Consider the following 18,672-nt stretch of genomic DNA (forward strand, 5'->3'; position numbering starts at 1 on the left):
ATAAAGTAACACTTTACTCTCTATTATAAAAAAATGCACACACTCTATTCCATTAAAATAGTTGCACTTCCCAGCAACTGACACGGAGGTAGAAAAGAGTGTATGCCCAAATTAGGGAAAGGCAATATGTATTTGAACATTTTTTGCCTTAATGTCGTATTCCGAATCATTATATTACATACGTTTTCAAATAAGAAAACATTAAATTTAACTGTATATACGGATATATCACCTCATTTCTTTATTTTCCTCTATTATTCTTCCGTTTTCGTAAAAAATTAGAATTAAAAAAATAAAAAAAAGAACTAAGGTTTTCCCTTAGCTCTTTCTCACTTTATTTCAATGCACGACGTGGTAATTTATCGATATTCTCTAACATAATACCTGTACCAATAGCAACACATTGCATTGGGTTTTCAGCGATTAATACTGGTACCTTTAATTCTTCTGCTAGAAGCATGTCGATACCGTGTAATAAAGCTCCACCGCCTGTTAGAATAACACCGCGGTCGATAATGTCCGCAGATAGTTCTGGTGGTGTGCGCTCTAGTACGCCTTTTGCAGCTTGTACAATGATAGCTGCGTCTTCTTTTAGTGCTTCTGTAATCTCTTCAGAGCATACTGTAATTGTACGTGGTAAACCTGTTACCATGTCACGTCCGCGAATTTCAAGCTCTTCACTACGTGCACCTGGGAATACTGTACCAACTTTAATTTTAATATTTTCTGAAGTACGTTCTCCAATTAATAGCTTATACTTACGTTTAACGTAGTTTAAGATTTCCATATCAAACTTATCGCCAGCCATTTTGATAGAGGAAGAGGTAACAATATCACCCATAGAAAGTACGGCAATATCTGTTGTACCTCCACCAATATCAACAACCATGTTTCCGCTTGGCTGGAAGATTTCCATACCAGCACCAACTGCGGCTACTTTTGGTTCTTCTTCTAAAAATACTGTTTTACCACCTGAACGTTCAGCAGCCTCACGAATTGCTTTTTGTTCTACAGATGTGATATTTGTTGGACAGCAAATTAAAATGCGAGGTTTTGAAAAGAAGCTCTTCACGTCCAATTTGTTAATGAAATACTTTAACATTGCTTCTGTAATTTCGAAATCTGCGATTACACCATCTTTAAGCGGACGAATTGCTACAATATTACCAGGTGTACGTCCCACCATACTTCTTGCTTCTTCACCTACTGCTAATACTTTTCCACTATTACGATCAATTGCCACAACAGATGGCTCATTTAATACAATACCCTTACCTTTAACATGAATTAATACGTTAGCCGTACCTAGGTCAATTCCGATATCTCGCGCAAACATTCCCGTCATTTCCTCCTCGATATTCAAAATCAGGTTACACCCGAATTCTTTTACACCTAATTTCTGATTTTATCATAAATTTAACAGAAACGTAATATTCGCAAAAAGAATTCTTCTGAAAAATATTACCGAATTCACAAGGAATGTTTGCTATTTTAGATTTATTGGCGCACAGGGTTTTCTGTATCTTCTTTTCGGTACTTTTGCTTTGTTGCTTCTCCACCTCTTAGATGACGAATAGACTTATGATAATCAAGAATTTCTTTCACTTCATTTGCGAGCTCTGGATTAATTTCTGGCAAACGTTCTGTTAAATCTTTATGGACTGTACTCTTTGATACCCCAAACTCCTTTGCGATTACACGCACTGTCTTTCTTGTCTCCACGATATACTTGCCAATCTTGATAGTTCTCTCTTTGATGTAATCGTGCACACCACTCGCCTCCCTAAATTGGATGTGAGAAGTGTGAAATGAGACTCGCTGCATACGACTATGAAGTAAATGTGAGTGCTGTTTGTAAGCGTTAAACATTCTTGGATTTATAATGAAATGATTCACGATTTCTCACCTCAAACACTCTCTTTGCATTGGTTTATACCATTGTATTGCCCGCACTACTGATATATGCTACATGTTCACTATTTTTGCGGACTAAGTTAAGAAAAATTACGTTTTTTTGTGAGAAATACGTTAAAGATGACAATTATGGCGAAAAAAAGTGACACCTCTTTATAAAAGGTGTCACTCTTCTCTTTCATATTCTTCTTCTAACAACTGATGGTGGGGGACTTCTTTCTTACCGGCAATATAATAATATAAAGCGAATAAAACAAACAATAAAATGATAGCAATCGACAGAACAGATAAAAATGACACAGTATCCCCTCCCTTTTGTAATATATATTCGAGAATCTCGTCATTTTTCCTTGTTATTGCAACTTTTTTCTCGAAATTGATTATTTTTATATGAAAATAAAGTGAAACTTTAATCAGTGGGGGTTTTGTTCATCCCCCACTGATTATTAGTTGAACCAATCGGGCGTTTACGGGCAGTTGATCTCCCACCTAACTTCTTTGCTCCAGCTGAATTTTGAGGTGGGAGTCTTACTGCCCGTTAATGCGGGATAAAAAAATCAGCTCTCCTAATGAGAACTGATTTTTTCACTTTATTATTCTTGTGAAGAAGCACCGTTAGATGATTCTGTAGAACCATTCGTTGATTTTTCTTCTTTTTGAGATTTCTCATCTTGTTTACCGTTCGTCTCTTTATCACTAGTCGAGCCGCTTGTTGATTTCTCTTCTTTTTGAGATTTCTCATCTTGTTTGCCGTTCGTCTCTTTATCACTAGTCGAGCCGCTTGTTGATTTCTCTTCTTTTTGAGATTTCTCATCTTGTTTGCCGTTCGTCTCTTTATCACTAGTCGAGCCGCTTGTTGATTTCTCTTCTTTTTGAGACTTATCTTCTGGTTTCGTGCTTGTCGACTTTTCTTCTTTTTGAGATTTGTCATCAGCTTTTTTACCAGAAGCATTTGTCGCCTTTGCAGCGCCTGCATCAGCTTTAATTTCTGCTACTGATTTATTTAAATAACGCTCAGGGTTCACAGCCACATTGTCTTTACGTACTTCAAAGTGAACGTAAGAACCTGCATCTTTATTCATTGCATTTAGACCTGATTTTCCTAACACTTCACCTTGCGCGACTCTTGCACCTTTTTCTACTTTCACACTGCCTAAGCTTTGATAAGATGCCGCTACACCATTTCCACTATCTACCGTTACAACATAACCAAGAAGTGAATCTTTTTCAGCTTTCGTTACTGTACCACTTAAAGCAGCTGTAACATCAAATTCTTTTCCGTTTTTCGCAGCAATGTCAATTCCTTTATTCGGGGAATATGTGTTGTTATAAAAGACAAGTGCTTTTTCTTGTTCCGCCTCTGATGCTGCATCTTCATAGAATTTCTTCTGTACTACTACTTCTGCATTTGCTGCAGTTGGCATTTTCACTACTTCTGAAGATTTTGTTACTGGTACTGCCGGATCTTCCGTTTGTGTATACGGTGTTGCTTGATCTTGGTTCGGAGCTTTCTTTGGATTAGCTCCCTGAAACCATAGCGCAACCATTAAGATTACCGCTGCACAAGCAATGTATAGTGCCGGAAACACCCATCTTTTTTGAAATAAATGTACTACTTTTTGCGACTTTTTACTATTTCTTCCTCGCATTCCATCATCACCTCAGCAATCATTTTGAACAATATTCACTCATCCTATACAACCTATAACTAATTACTTTTCGACAAAATCTGTAAAAATATGTATAGGAATTGCAAAATTTCCGAGGAAATGATAGAAAAAGGAAAAAACTGAGCGTTTCAGCTCAGTTTTTAGTCCATTTGTTTCTTTCTATAAATGAAGAGTGTAATAACAAGTACTGCGACTAACCAAATCGTTATGTTCAATAAGTTACTAGTAATTGCACTAAAACCTTCACCTTTTATAACACTACTAACTGCAAGACCGATATGACGAGTTGGCAAATAATCGACTATTTTTGTAACGACTTCATTCTTCACAAACATTCCAATTAAATCACCGAAAAGGAATGTCATTAATATTGGTAATCCAATTGTTGATGTTTGCGGCACATTTTGAGCTAATAATCCAATACAAGTACCAATGAGATTAAATATTAGCATTCCAAGAACAAAGATGAGTAATAATAATGCAAAATTACCTTCTAATTTACCTAAAATAAGTAGATTAATAAAACAGATTGCAACTGTAATCATACCTGTTAATGAACTTTTACCAATTAATACTTCAATAGATGATGCTGGTGATAGCATAAGAACACGAAGCGTATTTTTTTCCTTTTCTTCAGCGATGAGCATTGCCTGTACAAAGCCTCCGACCATAACTAACGCCATCGCAGTTAACGTACTTGCTCCAACTTCTCTCATATTATCTGAGCGACTAAATAATACCGAAAAGACAAGTGGCATTACCAACATAATTAAAGTTTGTGAATTCGTTTTAAAATCCTGTACCTCTTTCCGAAAAATAGCTGAAAATCGTCTCATTGAAAATGTCATTATAGTCCCCTCCCAGTAACTTCAATAAAGATATCACCTAACGTTGGCTCGTGTGAATGAATAGATAGTAATTCGCCTTTTTTCATCCATTCTGAAATGCGTTTTGCTCCTAATTCATCTTTTTGTACCGTTTCTTTTTGTTTATCTTTTAACACAACTTGTATTTGATCTTTCGCGTACTTTAATCGCAAGTTTTCTGGTGTATCAAGCGCTACAATTTCTCCGCCGCACAGAAAGGCAATACGGTTACAAAGCGTTTCTGCTTCGTCCATGTTGTGCGTCGTTAAGAAAATCGTTGTTCCTTCTTTATTTAAGTCTTTTAAGATTTTATGAATGTTTTGTATGTTTACTGGATCAAGTGCAGATGTTGGTTCATCTAAGAAGAGGATATCTGGTTTGTGAAGGATCGCTCTCGCTAGTGTGACACGCTGCTTCATTCCTTTTGACAATTTTTTTACTTGTGTTTTTTTATCATCTAATAAGTTCACTTGTGCTAGCACTTCATCGATTCGTTCTTTTTTACAATCGTATAAGTCACAAAATAGTAGTAAGTTATCATAAATGCTAAGTCTTTCGTATAGGCCGCTGTTGTCTGTCAAAATACCAATTCGCTTGTAATCGATACTACTTGGACCTGTAATGTCTTTACCTAACACTCTTACAGTTCCAACGCTATGAAGCAATTGAGATGTTAATATTTTTACTGTTGTCGTTTTCCCAGATCCACTCGGTCCGAGGAATCCAAAGATTTCTCCTTGCTTCACCTCAATATTTACATTTCGAAGGGCCGTTTTTCCATCGAAACTTTTCATTACATCTTTCATTTCAATTGCCAATTTCATTTCGTCATCCCCTTTGTTTTTCTTTTTATAGATGAAAGTCGCTTTAGCGCTTTTCGTTTGTTTGTTTCGCTTTTCTTGACTCAATCATATGAAAAACAAAGGGTAGGCGCAGTAAAATACCGGTAAAAGGAGTATTTTTACCGGTGAATGAATCGTATTTTGAGCTTATCGGAGCATTTTTATAGCCCAATTACACCTTTTAATTCATCCATTCTTCCTTTTGAAAGCGGGATTGAACTTTTTCTTTCATCATCCAAAATTAAGCTAAAACTATTCCGAGTCCACGTAATAACTTCTCGTACTCTTTGTAAATTAACGAGGTACGAGCGATGACATCTAAAAAATCCGAATCCTGTTAATCTCACTTCTAGTTCACTTAATGTTAATGCACATACAAAATCTCCTTCGCGCACATGAATATGTGTCACTCCATTTTGCGTTTCAATGAAATGAATCTCCATCGGATCCAGTAAAATGATTTTATCGTTCACTTTTGCTGGAATTCTTTCAAGTTTCATTTGCGGAATCATTTGAACTACTTTTTCTTCATCGACTTCTTCAGCTTCTTCTTGCTCTATTTCTACCTTTTTCACACCATCGTTGTTTAATATGTATACATCTTCTGTCAGCGAAAGGGCATCCGATAAAAAGGACGACGTAATAAAGATTGCTTTTCCTTGTTCTTTCATTTTCATAATCGCTTTTCGAATAATGATCGTACTCTCTGTATCGACATTTTGCTCTGGCTCTTCTAAAATAACTAAATCCGGATTGTGAATCATAATCCGCCCAATATGAAGACGGCGTTTCTCTGAAAATGATAATTTTTCTATTTTAGCGTTTAACTTATCTAGGAGACCGACATATTGTACTACCTCTTCCATACTCATATTGAATTCATACAGACCTAACAAAAACTTGAAGTACTCCTTCACCTTCAAACGATCATATGCTTCATCTTTCAAAAAACAAAAGCCAATGCGGGAATAATTCTTCTTTCCAATCGCTGTGCCTTCAAATAGTACATTGCCAGTTGAAGCTTCTTCTTCACCGATAATGATGCGGTGCAACACTTTAGCTGTATGGTTATTACACTGCAAAACAACACATTGCCCTTTTTCAACCTTTAGCTCAATTGCCGGTAACTGGTTCGTCTTCCCTACCTGTTTCAACTCCAATAACGCCATTCTGTCTCCCCCAAATGTTTTTTTATCCTATTATACCAAACAATTAATGGAAAATTATGATATTTTAAACAAAAAAAGAAGTAGGTATCAGGAACCCCCTGACACCTACTTCTTCACCATCAACTTTCCTTCATAATCATTCATCGTCTTTATTTCAACGCCTTTATAGTAATGAGCGACTATCTCCGTATATTTCTTACCTTCCCCTGCCATACCATTCGCACCGTACTGGCTCATACCGACGCCATGACCGAATCCTTTCGTCGTAACGGTGATGTTATCCCCTTCTTGTTTCCACGTAAAGTCTGAGGAGCGTAAATCTAACTTTTCACGAACTTGTTTTCCTGTTAATGTTTTCCCTTGAAACTCTACATCCTTTACTCGTTTTCCTTCCGTAAGGTCTTTAATATTACCAACCTTTCCGTTTGCTAGTACTTTCACACCGAGACGTTTTTGAAAATCCGCTACTGTGAATTTTTGCTCACTCGTAAATTTTGGAGAGGCTTGATCCCACGGACTATCTACACTCTTTAAGTACGGATAATCATTCCCCCAATAATCAGCTGCATTTTCTGTTCGTCCGTTACTCGTTGAGAAGAAGGATGCTGAAATTGGTTTTCCATCATACGTTAAAACTTGCCCTGCGGTTTTCGAAACGGCTTCCTCAATTTTCTTTAAATTATTTTCGTAGTTATTACCCCATTGTTTCTTTAATTCCTCTTTGCTTTTGTACACTTGATCTTTCACTGTATCTGTCACGTCCGCATTGTTTTTCTTACCACCGCTTAGCATACGCTGCACTACAAATGTTCTTGCTGCTAATGCCTGCGCCTTTAGCGCCTCTATTTCAAAGCTGGCATTCATCTCAGAAGCTACTACACCGGCCACATACTCCTCCATAGGTAATGTTTCTACCTTCTTCTGCTGATCACGATATACAGCAACTTGAACCGCTGTATCCACTTTCCCTGGAGCTGGTATACTTTCTATCGCTGGAGGAGTTTTAGAAGCTGCTTCTTCCCCTACTTTTGCTTTCGCAAACGGAATAACAAGAGCAGCGGGTACAATGATAACGAGCGCTGTTAAGAGCGCTACTGTAATGAAAAGTGGCTTTGAAAATTTCATCCTATTCCCCCAATATAAAGTTGGATTCCTTTCATTCTTATGGAAATACGGGATCTTTTAGAACATACTTGGGGGTATCGATATAAAGTGAAACTATAATCAGTGGGGTTTTACTGACCGCAAATAGTGGAATAAAACAAAAATTTTCTAAATATTTTCACTGAGACGTGCATAAGTATGGAATTTATTGACTATAACAGTAATAACCCAAAAAAAATAGCCCCTATGTCAAAAGACATAGAGACTACTTCAATTAAGCGTGAAGATCAGAAACTTCTTGTTCTTTCACTTCTTCTACTTTTTCGTTTACACGTTCAATAGTTGCACCTAATGCAGCTAATTTCTTATGGAAGTCTACATAACCGCGGTCAAGATGTTTTAACTCTGTTACACGAGTATAACCTTCTGATACTAAACCAGCTAAGATTAATGCTGCTGCAGCACGTAAATCAGTTGCGCCAACTTCAGCTCCTTGCAAGCTACTTGGACCGTTCATAATTACAGAACGACCTTCGATTTTAATATCAGCATTCATACGACGGAATTCTTCAACGTGCATAAAGCGGTTTTCGAATACCGTTTCTGTAATCATACTTGTTCCATCAGCATGTAGTAATAATGCCATCATTTGTGATTGCATGTCTGTTGGGAAACCTGGATGAGGCATAGTTTTAATATCAACCGCTTTTAACTTATCTGGGCCGATAACACGTACACCTTCATTTTCCTCAATAATTTTAACACCCATTTCTTCCATTTTCGCTGTAATTGAGCGTAAATGTTCAGGCACAGCATTTTCAATTAAGATGTCTCCACCTGTAATTGCCGCTGCAACCATGAATGTTCCTGCTTCAATACGGTCAGGAATAATAGGGTGGTTTGCACCATATAATTTTTCAACGCCTTCAATACGAATCGTTCCAGTTCCAGCTCCGCGTACTTTCGCTCCCATTGCATTTAAGAAGTTAGCTAAGTCAACGATTTCTGGCTCTTTCGCTGCGTTTTCAAGGACTGTTGTCCCTTTTGCTAATGTAGCTGCAGACATAATGTTTTCTGTCGCGCCTACGCTTGGGAAGTCTAAATAAATTTTAGCTCCTTTTAGTTCGCCCTCTACGTGTGCCTCAACAAATCCGTTACCAACTTTTACTTTCGCTCCCATTGCTTCGAAGCCTTTTAAATGTTGGTCAATTGGACGTGAACCAATTGCACATCCACCAGGAAGTGCAATACGAGCACGACCGTTACGTGCTAATAATGGTCCCATTACTTGAACAGATGCACGCATCTTACGTACATACTCAAATGGTGCTTCAATGTTTAATTCTTTAGAAGAATCGATTGTTACTTGGTTATTTTCAAATACGACTTCAGCATTTAAATGACGTAATACCTCGTTAATTGTGTATACATCAGATAATACTGGTACTTCAGATAGTACATTCTTTCCGTCACTCGCTAATAGGGCTGCAGCGATTATAGGTAATACAGCATTTTTTGCGCCCTCAACACGCACTGTGCCGCTTAACCGCTTTCCGCCACGGACGATGATCTTTTCCAAATTATTCCCCTCCGTGTCCTTTTTTCAGTATCTATTCACTCAATACTCAGAAGTTATGATCGGTGTGCCAACCACAATTGTATCTTTGTTGTTTGTAGAACGTATTGCTATTTGCACATTTATTTTCTCTCTATTTGTTGAAAGAGCGTCATTCCACTTTTTATTATATGCGGAGACTGATACAAATGCTCTTTCTTCTATCTGTTCGATCGCTCTTGCTGAAAGATCTTTCAAAACCTGATTGGTTTTATTTTGCAAAACACCTTCAATCTTATCATTCAGTACACCTTGAACACAAGTGTAAATTATAGGTTTTTCACTAAAAATTTTATCCATGTTCTGAACGTACTTCGGGTCCCATTTCGCCCCGCTCACTTCAAAAATAATAAAAGTGTTTTCTTTAGTATTTTCCTTACTCCAAGTTACTACTATTCGTTCTTCATGTGAAGAAGATTTTTTATAGGATGTAGCCTTATATCCATCTGGAGATTGTTCTAATTCCCAACTTTCGATGTTTGCCTCTTCCTTCACATCGTTTAACAGTTTTTGAAACGTATGTATATTAGAAATTGTTTTCGTTTCTCGCGCTAACCATGACCACCGCTCTACTTTTGCATCGTTCTTCTCTAAAGCTACAATCATGCTCTCCATTTTCTGTTCATCGCTTATAGGTTTCATCTCTTTATATCCAACCAAAAATAAAACAACACTTACGATAACAATAAGAATGGCTTTAAACTTCAATTTCATCCCCTCCTATCCCCATTGTTAACGGAGATATGAGGTTCTATACACTTACTTTACTAAATACGTTAAACTCTTTGAATAGCCTAAATAATCAAGGAAAAAGTTACTTACAGATGTCCCAATTGCAATTGTAATTAGGATAAGTAATACCCTCGTCTGCATCACTTTTCCAGACTTCATTAAGCGCTCAATGTGAATACCTTGTAAGGCCCACCACGTAATGGTAATAAACAATAAATGCGAAACAATGGCAATCAGTGCTTGTTGCCCTAAAAGATGTGCCAAAAAATCGACCCCTTTTTTTGCTTGGCTACTACTTACGCAAAATGTAAAAAACGATACCATAAATAAGTAGGAGCCACACTTTTTCAAACGCAAATAAGCATCTTACATCGTGATTTTCTCTCGGAAAACATATGCCTATAGACGTTTTCATTTGCTGTTACTCCAAAATAAAAAGCGTAGAGTACGGACTCTACACCTTTTATTTCCACTATTGTACCACGTTCCCCAAGAAGAAGAAATCCTTCATTAATGGAAAATGTTCATAAAAGAAATTGTAACCAATCATCGGCATAATCCCTAGTATTACAATTGAAATTGCGCAAAGACTCATGACAATCTTTATATTTAACGGTAATCGGAGCTTTTCTTCTGTCTCTCCCTTGCGGAAAAACATTTGCTGTAATATTTGGAAATAATATATGAATGAAATAACCGTCGTCCCCATCATAATAGAAGCTAATACGTAATGAGCAGGTTCAACATGAAGTGCCCCTAAAAAAATGTTAATTTTTCCGATGAAACCTGCTGTCCCCGGTATTCCAGCTAACGATAAAATAAAGACCGTCATCACTATAGCTGTAAAGGGGGATCTCTTATATAACCCTGTAAAAATCGTCATATTTTCCTTATCATTTTGTAAGATTAATCCGTGGATGATTGCAAATGCTCCTATATTCATAAGCATATATGCAAGCATATAAAACCACATACTATCCATCGTAAACTGCGATAGTGCTACAAGAGGGACTAGCAAATACCCAGCATGCGCGATACCTGAATAGGCAAATAGACGTTTTACGTTGTATTGCTTTAATGCTACTACGTTCCCAACAATCATCGTAATACTAGCTAGTACCGCAATGTATATACTCATACGCCCGTACAAAGATTGTGCGTCTCCTTGGATTGCCACACCTGCAAACACCATAAGAAACAAACGCGTAATGAGTAGAAAACCAGCAATTTTAGAAATCGTTCCGAGAAAAGCAGTGACAGGTGTAGCCGCTCCCTCATACACATCTGGTGCCCACATATGAAATGGCACTGTTGCAATTTTGAATGAGAGTCCAACGAGCAAAAGTAGAAATGCGAGAGCTAACAATAACTGAATGCCCCCAGCCAATCCTTGCGTAAATACCTTTTGCATTTCCACTATGTTGGTCGACCCTGTAATACCGTATAAATAACTCATTCCAAAGAGTGTAATTGCTGTTCCAATTCCTCCGTTAATGACATATTTCATTGCAGCCTCATTCGATGCGCGGTTTCTTTTTCGGATTCCTACTAAAATATAGGAAGAAAGCGAAAGCAACTCTAAACCAACGAACAATGTGATGAAATCAACGCTAGACGCCATGAACATCGCTCCAAGAAGCGCCATTAAAAACAAATAATAATATTCTCCTTTATCTTGAATAGGCTCCTTCTTGTCATCGCTTATTGCCATACATAAAACGAGAGCTGCTCCGCCTAATAACAACGTTTTAAATCCTTTTGAAAATCCATCTAGTACAAACGATCCATTTAAAATATCTCCTGCCGGTTCGCTATATAGCGTCATTAATGACACTATCGCTAACAAGGAAGCGGCAATTGCACCAATCGCAACGTACCTATGGTTCAGCTTAAAAAACAAATCACATATGGAAAGAAGGATGGCTGCCCCGAGAATAATGAATTCTGGTACCATGAGATGCCATGATAAGCTAAGTAACGTGTTCATATCCATCCTACTTCACCCCCAATGTTTTCAATGTAGTTTGAAGTGGATCCCCTAGTAGTTCTGGCATTACCCCAATTGCAATAATACAAACGATAAGCACTATAACAGGAACGTACTCCCATCCGTGTATATCAAATTTCGCTTCCCATTCTTTCTTACCAAATATCACTTGAAGTGTCGCTCTTAATACGTATACAGCGGTTAAAATAATTCCAATTACACCGACGGCGGCGATAACAGGTTTCCCTTGGAATAAACCGAGAAAGGCAAGGAATTCGCTAATAAATCCGGACATCCCTGGCATTCCAAGCGATGCCATACCGCCTGCTAGGAAGAAACCGCTAAGCACCGGAACACTTTTTGCAAGTCCACCAAGTGCTGTAATATCCGAAGTCCCGAAACGCTCTTCAATAATGCCAAGCAAGAAAAAGAGTAAGGCCGCAATTAAACCGTGAGACACAACTTGGAACAATGCCCCTTGTGTACCTGGTGCATTTAACGCCGCAAGCCCCATTAATACAATGCCCATATGCGAAATACTAGAGTAAGCAAGTACCTTTCTAAAGTCCGTTTGGATGAGTGCTAGAAAGGCCCCATACAATAAATTAATTACCCCTAAAATCGCAATTAGCGTTGCAAAATCACGAAAATATTCTGGGAATAATCCTTTCCCGAAGCGAACAATACCGTACGCGCCAATCTTCAGCAAAAGCCCTGCGTGAAGCATAACTACAGCAGGATGCGCTTCTATGTGTACATTGACCATCCAGCGATGCAAAGGGAAAACAGGGAGTTTAATCGCAAAAGCAATCATTATGGCAAGAAACAAGCCGAACTGTACGCTACTTGAGACGGCCATTCCTCTCCCAGCACCTACACTCGTTAATATTTCTTTAAGCTCCGCAATATTTGTTGTACCTGTTTTCGCAAATAAAACCGAGAAAACGATAAGTAAAATAGCTGATCCAATACCGTTATATATTAAATAACTATATGCAGCCTTTTCACTCGACAATTTCCCCCACTTGCCAATTAATAAAAACATTGGTGGCAACGTAATCTCAAAGAACATGAAGAACAACATTAAATTTTGAGCAGCGAAGACACCGAGCATACCTATTTCTAACATGAGTAACAGCATGTAGAATGCTTTCAAATTTCTTTTAATAGAAAATGCCGCAATTGCTGCAAGCATCGCTAGAAGGGCTGTGAGCACCATCATTACAAGCGATAAACCATCAATGCCGAGCTCGTAATAAATTGAAAACCACCTTTTGTCCACTGCTGTGAAATCCCCAAATTGAATCCATTTCACCTTTTCATCAAATATCGATAAGCTCTTTCCTGAAGCGTATGTACAAGCAAGGACGATAGCAATTCCAAATGGAAGCGCCGTTCCGAATAAACCAAGCGCCTGCACTGTACGCGATTCTCGTTTCGGCGTTAATAAAAGCAAGAGAATTCCTAAAAGCGGGGAAAAAATGAAGAACGTTAATAGCAATCCATTCACCGTAAATCCCCTCCCGTATATAACAAAATAATTAGGAGCACTGCGAGCGAAACTGCTGTTACAGTTCCATACACTTGTACATTCCCGTTTTGAAGCCGTGATCCTAGTCCACTCATACCTTTAACGAGTCCAGCAATTAAAACTGCGATTCCTTCTACAACGTATACTTCAAATAAGCGAAGCACATGAGCGATTCCTTTCGTAATAGGAAGTACTGCCGCATTGTATAGTTCATCCACATAATATTTTTCTTTCAAAAGGTTATAAAAAGACGTCCCTTCTCCGCCGGCCCAATCTCTAGAGATAGATTTCTTGCCATATATTAAATATGCGAGGGCAATTCCCGCAAATGAAACGAGCGTCGCAACAACCATAATCCAAACAGGTCCATGCACTTCCTTCACCTGGAATCCTATATCTTTCGTAAGCCAATCCCCAAGAAACATTCCGAACCACGGTGTATTTATATAACCTGCCACTACCGCAAGGACACCAAGGACAATCATCGGATACGTCATGGTGCGAGGCGATTCATGCACCTCTTCCTTCGTCTTCGTTTCCCCCGTAAAGACAAGAAAATATAGACGGAACATATAAAATGCTGTTAGAAATGCCGCAATTACTGCTAAAACGAATAGAAAGTAATTGCCATTCATCCAAGCCGCCGCTAAAATTTCATCTTTACTAAAAAATCCGGAAAGAAGGGGAACACCACTAATTGCAAGTGTGCCTATTAAAAATAGTGCACCGGTTACTTTCATCTTTTTCTGTAAACCGCCCATTTTATTAATGTTTTGCGTATGGACTGCATGAATTACACTTCCTGCTGCCAGGAACAATAATGCTTTAAAAAAGGCGTGTGTCGTTAAGTGAAAGATACCAGCTACATAACCAGCCGAGCCTAGCGCAAGCATCATATACCCGAGCTGACTAACTGTAGAGTAAGCAAGAACCCTCTTAATATCAGTTTGCACTAGACCGATAGAGGCCGCAAAGATTGCGGTGAAAGCCCCAACGATTGCCACAGTTTGCATCGCTACTGCACTTGCTGAAAATAGCGGGAACATCGTCGCTACTAAATATACGCCGGCTGCAACCATCGTTGCCGCGTGAATAAGCGCCGAAACAGGCGTCGGTCCTTCCATTGCATCTGGCAACCATGTATGAAGCGGGAACTGACCCGATTTCCCCATCGCACCGATAAAAATTAATATCGCCGTTATTGTAATCATAGAAGGAGAGAGGTCGCCCGTATGAATCGCTTTAAAAATCGCGTCATATTCAAAACTACCTGCGTGCCAAAAAATTAATATCATCCCAATAAATAGCCCAACATCCCCAATACGTGTCATAATAAAAGCCTTTTTCGCAGCAGCCTTCGCTTCTTCTTTAAAGAAATAAAAACCGATAAGTAAAAACGAACCAAGGCCGACTAACTCCCAAAATATATAAAGCTGTAATAAATTCGTCGATATAACTAGCCCAAGCATCGCAAAGGTAAAGAGCCCTAAATATGCATAAAAGGTTGGTAATCTAGTGTCACCTTTCATATAACCTTTTGAGTACAAATGTACAAGAAAACTCACAAGTGTAACGATAAACAACATTAAAGCCCCTAATGCGGTAACTTCAAAACCAAATGATATATCTATATCTCCTACCCTAAGCCATACCCACTTATGCTTCACTGCCTCCGATGAAAATCGTTCTATTAGTACCACTACCGCGGATATAAAGGAGAGAAAGGTAAAGAAAATACCTAGTACACTACTTCCCTCTCTAATTTTCTTCCCGAACACAATAAGTAACAAAAACGAAACAAGCGGGAAAAGCGGTATGAGCCATGCATAATCGATCATTGTTTCCTTCCCCCTTTTCGGTCACAATGCTATCCTTTGAGCGTATCCATCTCATCTACATGAACTGTCGGGCGATTACGGTACAAAGCAATCAAAATTGCAAGACCTACCGCTGCCTCCGCTGCCGCTACAGACATCGTAAACAGCGAAAAAATTTGTCCTGTTAAATTCGGAAACAAGCCTAATTTACTAAACGCTACTAGATTTAAATTGGCGGCGTTTAACATCAATTCGATACAAACTAGTACAATTACTGTATTTCGCTTTGTTAAAGCTCCAAATAAGCCGATGCAAAACAAAATAATCGCAAGTGTTAAATACGCAGAAGCCGGAACGCTACTCATGGGAATCCTCCTCTCCCTCATCCTTCTTCGCAAGGATAATCGCTCCTACAAGTGCTACAAGTAAAATAACTGAGGTTAATTCGAATGGAATAATATATTTTGAATAGAGAAGTGTACCGATTTGAAGTGTGTTATTTTCATGGAGAGGTAAACTTCCTTGTGTGCTTTGATTTGAAAAATCGATACTATTAACAGCGAAATACATAACTGCTCCAAATGCTACAACCGCAAAGAAGATAATCCATTTTCGAAGAGTAAGGCGCGATTCATTTTCCGCGTTATGTTTCGTTAACATAATGCCAAAAATCATAATAATAGTGATTGCACCAGAGTAAAGTAAAATTTGTGCCACTCCGATAAATTCGGCTGATAAGAGAAAGTACAAACCCGCAATACTAAGGAACGTAAGCACAAGGGCCAGCATCATATGCATTACTTTCGTTAAATTCAGCATAAGAACGCCGCCGATAATCGCAGACAAGGATAATATAAAGAAAGCTACAAACTCGCCGTTCATGCTTTATTCTCCTTCCTGATGTTCTCGTCGTTCTCGTCAAGCCACTGCAAATTTTTAAATAAATCATCACGTGAATACTCTGCAAGTTCAAAGTTATTTGTCATTACAATCGCCTCTGTCGGGCAAACTTCTGTACATAAATCGCAAAGAATACAAATTTCAAAATTAATATCATACGTGTCGATAATTTTCCCTTTTTTCGTAGGATCAGGATGTTTTTTTCCTGTTAATTGAATGCAATCTGTCGGACAAATGTTGGAACACTGATTACAAACAATACATTTCTCTGGATAAAACTTTTGAATACCTCGAAATCGGTCTGGTAATGGCAACGGTTGATTTGGATAATCATACGTCACCTTTTTCTTACTCAAATTACTAAGCGTATATTTTAACCCTTTAAATAGTCCTTTCATCTCTTACTGGCACCCCCTTTATAGATTAGAAGAATAGCTCCTTAATCAATGCCGTTAAGAAAATATTTGCAAGTGCGATTGGTAATAATACTTTCCAACCAAACTCCATTAACTGGTCACCTCTTATGCGCGGGAACGTAACGCGGAACCAAATCAATAGAAAGACCACACTGCTGAATTTCAAAGCAAACCATACGGCTCCTGGAATAAACCCAAGGAACATAACTGGATTCCAGCCTCCTAAAAAGAGTACTGTAATTAAAGATGACATCCCGAAGAAATACACATACTCTGAAAGCATGAAAAACGCCCAGCGAAAACCTGAGTATTCCGTATGGTATCCTGAAACAAGTTCTGACTCCGCTTCGGGTAAATCAAACGGTGTCCTATTTAACTCTGCAACTGCAGCGATTAAGAAAATGACGAAACCGATTGGCTGTGCGAAAATGTACCATACCTTTTCCTGCGCCGCTACAATTTCATTCAAGTTAAGACTACCAGCTAACAAAACGACGCCAATTACACTCATCACAAGTGGAATCTCATAAGAAATCATTTGCGCTGCCGCACGCATCCCTCCTAAAAGGGAATATTTATTATTTGATGCCCATCCCCCAGTTACGACGCCGATCGTCGTAATCCCAGAAACAGCAATGTAATACAGTAACCCTACGCCAATATCCGCGAACTGAAATTTATCAGTAAATGGGATAACCGCAAGTACCATAAATGCTGGTGCGAATGCAATAACAGGTGCTAATATAAACAACGGTTTATCAGCAGCTTTCGGAATGCTATCTTCTTTTAATAATAGTTTCAAAACATCAGCTACCGTTTGGAGTAAACCGAACCGGCCCCCAACTTGGTTTGGTCCAATCCGCCCTTGCATAAATCCCATCACTTTCCGTTCTGCCAAAATACCGTATGTAACGAAGCCAAGGACTGCAAATAATAGAAGCACCGCTAATCCGAAAAAAATGAAGAAATTCGTCCAGCTTGAAGGTGATTGTAAGAGCGTCTCAATCATTAGCCGTCAACCTCCCCAAGTACAATATCAACCCCACCTAAAATCGTAATTAAATTGGCGATGTTTTCACCTTTCAATAACTTCGGTAAGATTTGCAAATTATAAAAAGACGGTCTGCGAAATTTCAAGCGGTACGGCTCTTTCTTTCCATCACTAGCAATATAACAGCCAATCTCTCCCCGCGGTGACTCTATACGGACGAACGCTTCTCCCTTAGGTGCTTTAATAATTTTCGGCACTTTCGCCAGCACAGCGCCGTCTTTCGGGAACTGCTCGGCTGCTTGCTCAATAATTTTCAATGACTCCTCAATTTCCTCCATCCGGCAAACGTAGCGATCCCAAGCATCTCCCGAGATCCCAACAGGAATATCAAAGTCAAAACGATCATAAATAGAATACGGCTCATCTTTGCGAAGATCCCAGTGGACTCCCGTGCACCGCAAATTTGCGCCACTTAAAGAATACGAGATCGCCTCTTCCGCGCTATATACGCCAACGCCTTTCACACGATTTAAGAAAATTTCATTTCCGCTAACAAGGTCGTGATACCCTTCCAACTGCTCTCTCATATACGGAACAAACTCTTTCACCTTTTCAATCCAGCCGTCTGGTGCATCCCACTTCACGCCGCCGACTCTCATATAGTTGAAAGTAAGCCTTGCACCGCACAATTCACTTAATAAATTTATAATCATCTCTCGTTCACGAAAGGCATATAAAAATGGACTAACCGCTCCTATATCAAGCAGGTTCGTTCCCCACCAGACGAGATGGCTCGCAACTCTCCCAAGCTCCATCGCAAGCACCCGTAAATATTCAGCACGCTCTGGAATCTCAAGATCCATCATCGTCTCTACAGCGTGGCAAAGGACGTAATTATTCGTCATTGCTGATAAATAGTCCATTCGATCTGTATACGGGATAATTTGTGTATATTGCAAGCTCTCAGCTATCTTTTCTGTTCCGCGATGCAAATATCCGATAACCGGTGTAGCCTCTTTAATAATTTCTCCGTCAATCTTAATCACAAGCCGAAACACACCATGTGTACTCGGATGCTGCGGCCCTACATTTAAGAGCATCTCTTCCGTACGGATCAC

Annotated in this window: 19 protein-coding genes; all 19 read right to left on the reverse strand. The window is 38.9% G+C overall.

Features of this window, described 5'->3' with window-relative positions; all coding sequences use genetic code 11:
• Positions 1-334: 334 nt before the first annotated feature.
• A complete protein-coding gene (mreB, locus tag JFT95_RS23950) occupies positions 335-1,336 on the reverse strand; it encodes a rod shape-determining protein (protein WP_002130035.1) in 1,002 nt (333 codons plus the stop codon).
• A gap of 161 nt (positions 1,337-1,497) precedes the next feature.
• A complete protein-coding gene (gene spoIIID / locus JFT95_RS23955) occupies positions 1,498-1,770 on the reverse strand; it encodes a sporulation transcriptional regulator SpoIIID (RefSeq protein WP_002089714.1) in 273 nt (90 codons plus the stop codon).
• A gap of 309 nt (positions 1,771-2,079) precedes the next feature.
• Complete coding sequence (locus JFT95_RS23960) at positions 2,080-2,214, reverse strand: hypothetical protein (RefSeq protein ID WP_002016211.1); 135 nt, start codon at positions 2,212-2,214, stop codon at positions 2,080-2,082.
• Between the two features lie 293 nt (positions 2,215-2,507).
• A complete protein-coding gene (spoIIQ, locus tag JFT95_RS23965) occupies positions 2,508-3,563 on the reverse strand; it encodes a stage II sporulation protein SpoIIQ (RefSeq protein WP_201053410.1) in 1,056 nt (351 codons plus the stop codon).
• A gap of 161 nt (positions 3,564-3,724) precedes the next feature.
• The gene (locus JFT95_RS23970; protein WP_002130038.1) at positions 3,725-4,432 is read right to left on the reverse strand and encodes an ABC transporter permease; all 708 of its coding nucleotides are present in this window, start codon (positions 4,430-4,432) and stop codon (positions 3,725-3,727) included.
• Positions 4,432-5,274, reverse strand: coding sequence for an ABC transporter ATP-binding protein (locus tag JFT95_RS23975; protein ID WP_201053411.1), 843 nt, complete (start codon positions 5,272-5,274; stop codon positions 4,432-4,434). The genes JFT95_RS23970 and JFT95_RS23975 overlap by 1 nt, the downstream gene beginning before the upstream one ends.
• Positions 5,275-5,453: 179 nt before the next feature.
• Complete coding sequence (locus JFT95_RS23980; RefSeq protein WP_087996336.1) at positions 5,454-6,461, reverse strand: LytTR family transcriptional regulator DNA-binding domain-containing protein; 1,008 nt, start codon at positions 6,459-6,461, stop codon at positions 5,454-5,456.
• A 105-nt stretch (positions 6,462-6,566) separates the two neighbouring features.
• Positions 6,567-7,586, reverse strand: a complete 1,020-nt coding sequence (spoIID, locus tag JFT95_RS23985; protein ID WP_201053413.1) for a stage II sporulation protein D — start codon at positions 7,584-7,586, stop codon at positions 6,567-6,569.
• A 253-nt stretch (positions 7,587-7,839) separates the two neighbouring features.
• A complete protein-coding gene (gene murA, locus JFT95_RS23990; protein ID WP_002068497.1) occupies positions 7,840-9,144 on the reverse strand; it encodes a UDP-N-acetylglucosamine 1-carboxyvinyltransferase in 1,305 nt (434 codons plus the stop codon).
• Between the two features lie 39 nt (positions 9,145-9,183).
• A complete protein-coding gene (locus JFT95_RS23995) occupies positions 9,184-9,888 on the reverse strand; it encodes a YwmB family TATA-box binding protein (RefSeq protein ID WP_201053415.1) in 705 nt (234 codons plus the stop codon).
• Between the two features lie 51 nt (positions 9,889-9,939).
• Complete coding sequence (locus JFT95_RS24000) at positions 9,940-10,176, reverse strand: DUF1146 family protein (RefSeq protein ID WP_002016201.1); 237 nt, start codon at positions 10,174-10,176, stop codon at positions 9,940-9,942.
• Between the two features lie 208 nt (positions 10,177-10,384).
• The gene (gene nuoN / locus JFT95_RS24005) at positions 10,385-11,899 is read right to left on the reverse strand and encodes an NADH-quinone oxidoreductase subunit NuoN (RefSeq protein ID WP_374101547.1); all 1,515 of its coding nucleotides are present in this window, start codon (positions 11,897-11,899) and stop codon (positions 10,385-10,387) included.
• Between the two features lie 7 nt (positions 11,900-11,906).
• A complete protein-coding gene (locus tag JFT95_RS24010) occupies positions 11,907-13,409 on the reverse strand; it encodes an NADH-quinone oxidoreductase subunit M (protein WP_201053417.1) in 1,503 nt (500 codons plus the stop codon).
• Positions 13,406-15,268: an NADH-quinone oxidoreductase subunit L gene (gene nuoL / locus JFT95_RS24015; RefSeq protein ID WP_201053418.1), complete on the reverse strand. Its 1,863-nt coding sequence runs from the start codon at positions 15,266-15,268 to the stop codon at positions 13,406-13,408. The genes JFT95_RS24010 and nuoL overlap by 4 nt, the downstream gene beginning before the upstream one ends.
• A 29-nt stretch (positions 15,269-15,297) precedes the next feature.
• Positions 15,298-15,612 carry an NADH-quinone oxidoreductase subunit NuoK gene (gene nuoK, locus JFT95_RS24020; protein ID WP_000100081.1) on the reverse strand — a complete coding sequence of 105 codons (315 nt, stop codon included), beginning with the start codon at positions 15,610-15,612 and terminating at the stop codon, positions 15,298-15,300.
• Positions 15,605-16,129 (reverse strand): NADH-quinone oxidoreductase subunit J, encoded by a 525-nt coding sequence (locus tag JFT95_RS24025; protein ID WP_001012819.1) that lies wholly within the window; start codon positions 16,127-16,129, stop codon positions 15,605-15,607. The genes nuoK and JFT95_RS24025 overlap by 8 nt, the downstream gene beginning before the upstream one ends.
• Positions 16,126-16,545 (reverse strand): NADH-quinone oxidoreductase subunit NuoI, encoded by a 420-nt coding sequence (gene nuoI / locus JFT95_RS24030; protein ID WP_002016193.1) that lies wholly within the window; start codon positions 16,543-16,545, stop codon positions 16,126-16,128. Before nuoI ends, JFT95_RS24025 begins: the two co-directional genes overlap by 4 nt.
• 25 nt (positions 16,546-16,570) lie before the next feature.
• The gene (nuoH, locus tag JFT95_RS24035; RefSeq protein ID WP_002068471.1) at positions 16,571-17,572 is read right to left on the reverse strand and encodes an NADH-quinone oxidoreductase subunit NuoH; all 1,002 of its coding nucleotides are present in this window, start codon (positions 17,570-17,572) and stop codon (positions 16,571-16,573) included.
• The gene (gene nuoD / locus JFT95_RS24040; protein ID WP_033731107.1) at positions 17,572-18,672 is read right to left on the reverse strand and encodes an NADH-quinone oxidoreductase subunit NuoD; all 1,101 of its coding nucleotides are present in this window, start codon (positions 18,670-18,672) and stop codon (positions 17,572-17,574) included. The genes nuoH and nuoD overlap by 1 nt, the downstream gene beginning before the upstream one ends.

Origin of the sequence: Bacillus sp. TH17, from assembly GCF_016651125.1 — a bacterium.
Taxonomy (GTDB): domain Bacteria; phylum Bacillota; class Bacilli; order Bacillales; family Bacillaceae_G; genus Bacillus_A; species Bacillus_A mycoides.

Bases quoted from the DNA above. Each gene is read 5' to 3' on its own strand.
- mreB (WP_002130035.1), bottom strand. From the start codon at position 1,336: ATGTTTGCGCGAGATATCGGAATTGACCTAGGTACGGCTAACGTATTA.
- spoIIQ (WP_201053410.1), bottom strand. From the start codon at position 3,563: ATGCGAGGAAGAAATAGTAAAAAGTCGCAAAAAGTAGTACATTTATTT.
- JFT95_RS23970 (WP_002130038.1), bottom strand. From the start codon at position 4,432: ATGACATTTTCAATGAGACGATTTTCAGCTATTTTTCGGAAAGAGGTA.
- JFT95_RS23975 (WP_201053411.1), bottom strand. From the start codon at position 5,274: ATGAAATTGGCAATTGAAATGAAAGATGTAATGAAAAGTTTCGATGGA.
- JFT95_RS23980 (WP_087996336.1), bottom strand. From the start codon at position 6,461: ATGGCGTTATTGGAGTTGAAACAGGTAGGGAAGACGAACCAGTTACCG.
- spoIID (WP_201053413.1), bottom strand. From the start codon at position 7,586: ATGAAATTTTCAAAGCCACTTTTCATTACAGTAGCGCTCTTAACAGCG.
- nuoN (WP_374101547.1), bottom strand. From the start codon at position 11,899: ATGAACACGTTACTTAGCTTATCATGGCATCTCATGGTACCAGAATTC.
- nuoL (WP_201053418.1), bottom strand. From the start codon at position 15,268: ATGATCGATTATGCATGGCTCATACCGCTTTTCCCGCTTGTTTCGTTT.
- nuoK (WP_000100081.1), bottom strand. From the start codon at position 15,612: ATGAGTAGCGTTCCGGCTTCTGCGTATTTAACACTTGCGATTATTTTG.
- JFT95_RS24025 (WP_001012819.1), bottom strand. From the start codon at position 16,129: ATGAACGGCGAGTTTGTAGCTTTCTTTATATTATCCTTGTCTGCGATT.
- nuoI (WP_002016193.1), bottom strand. From the start codon at position 16,545: ATGAAAGGACTATTTAAAGGGTTAAAATATACGCTTAGTAATTTGAGT.
- nuoH (WP_002068471.1), bottom strand. From the start codon at position 17,572: ATGATTGAGACGCTCTTACAATCACCTTCAAGCTGGACGAATTTCTTC.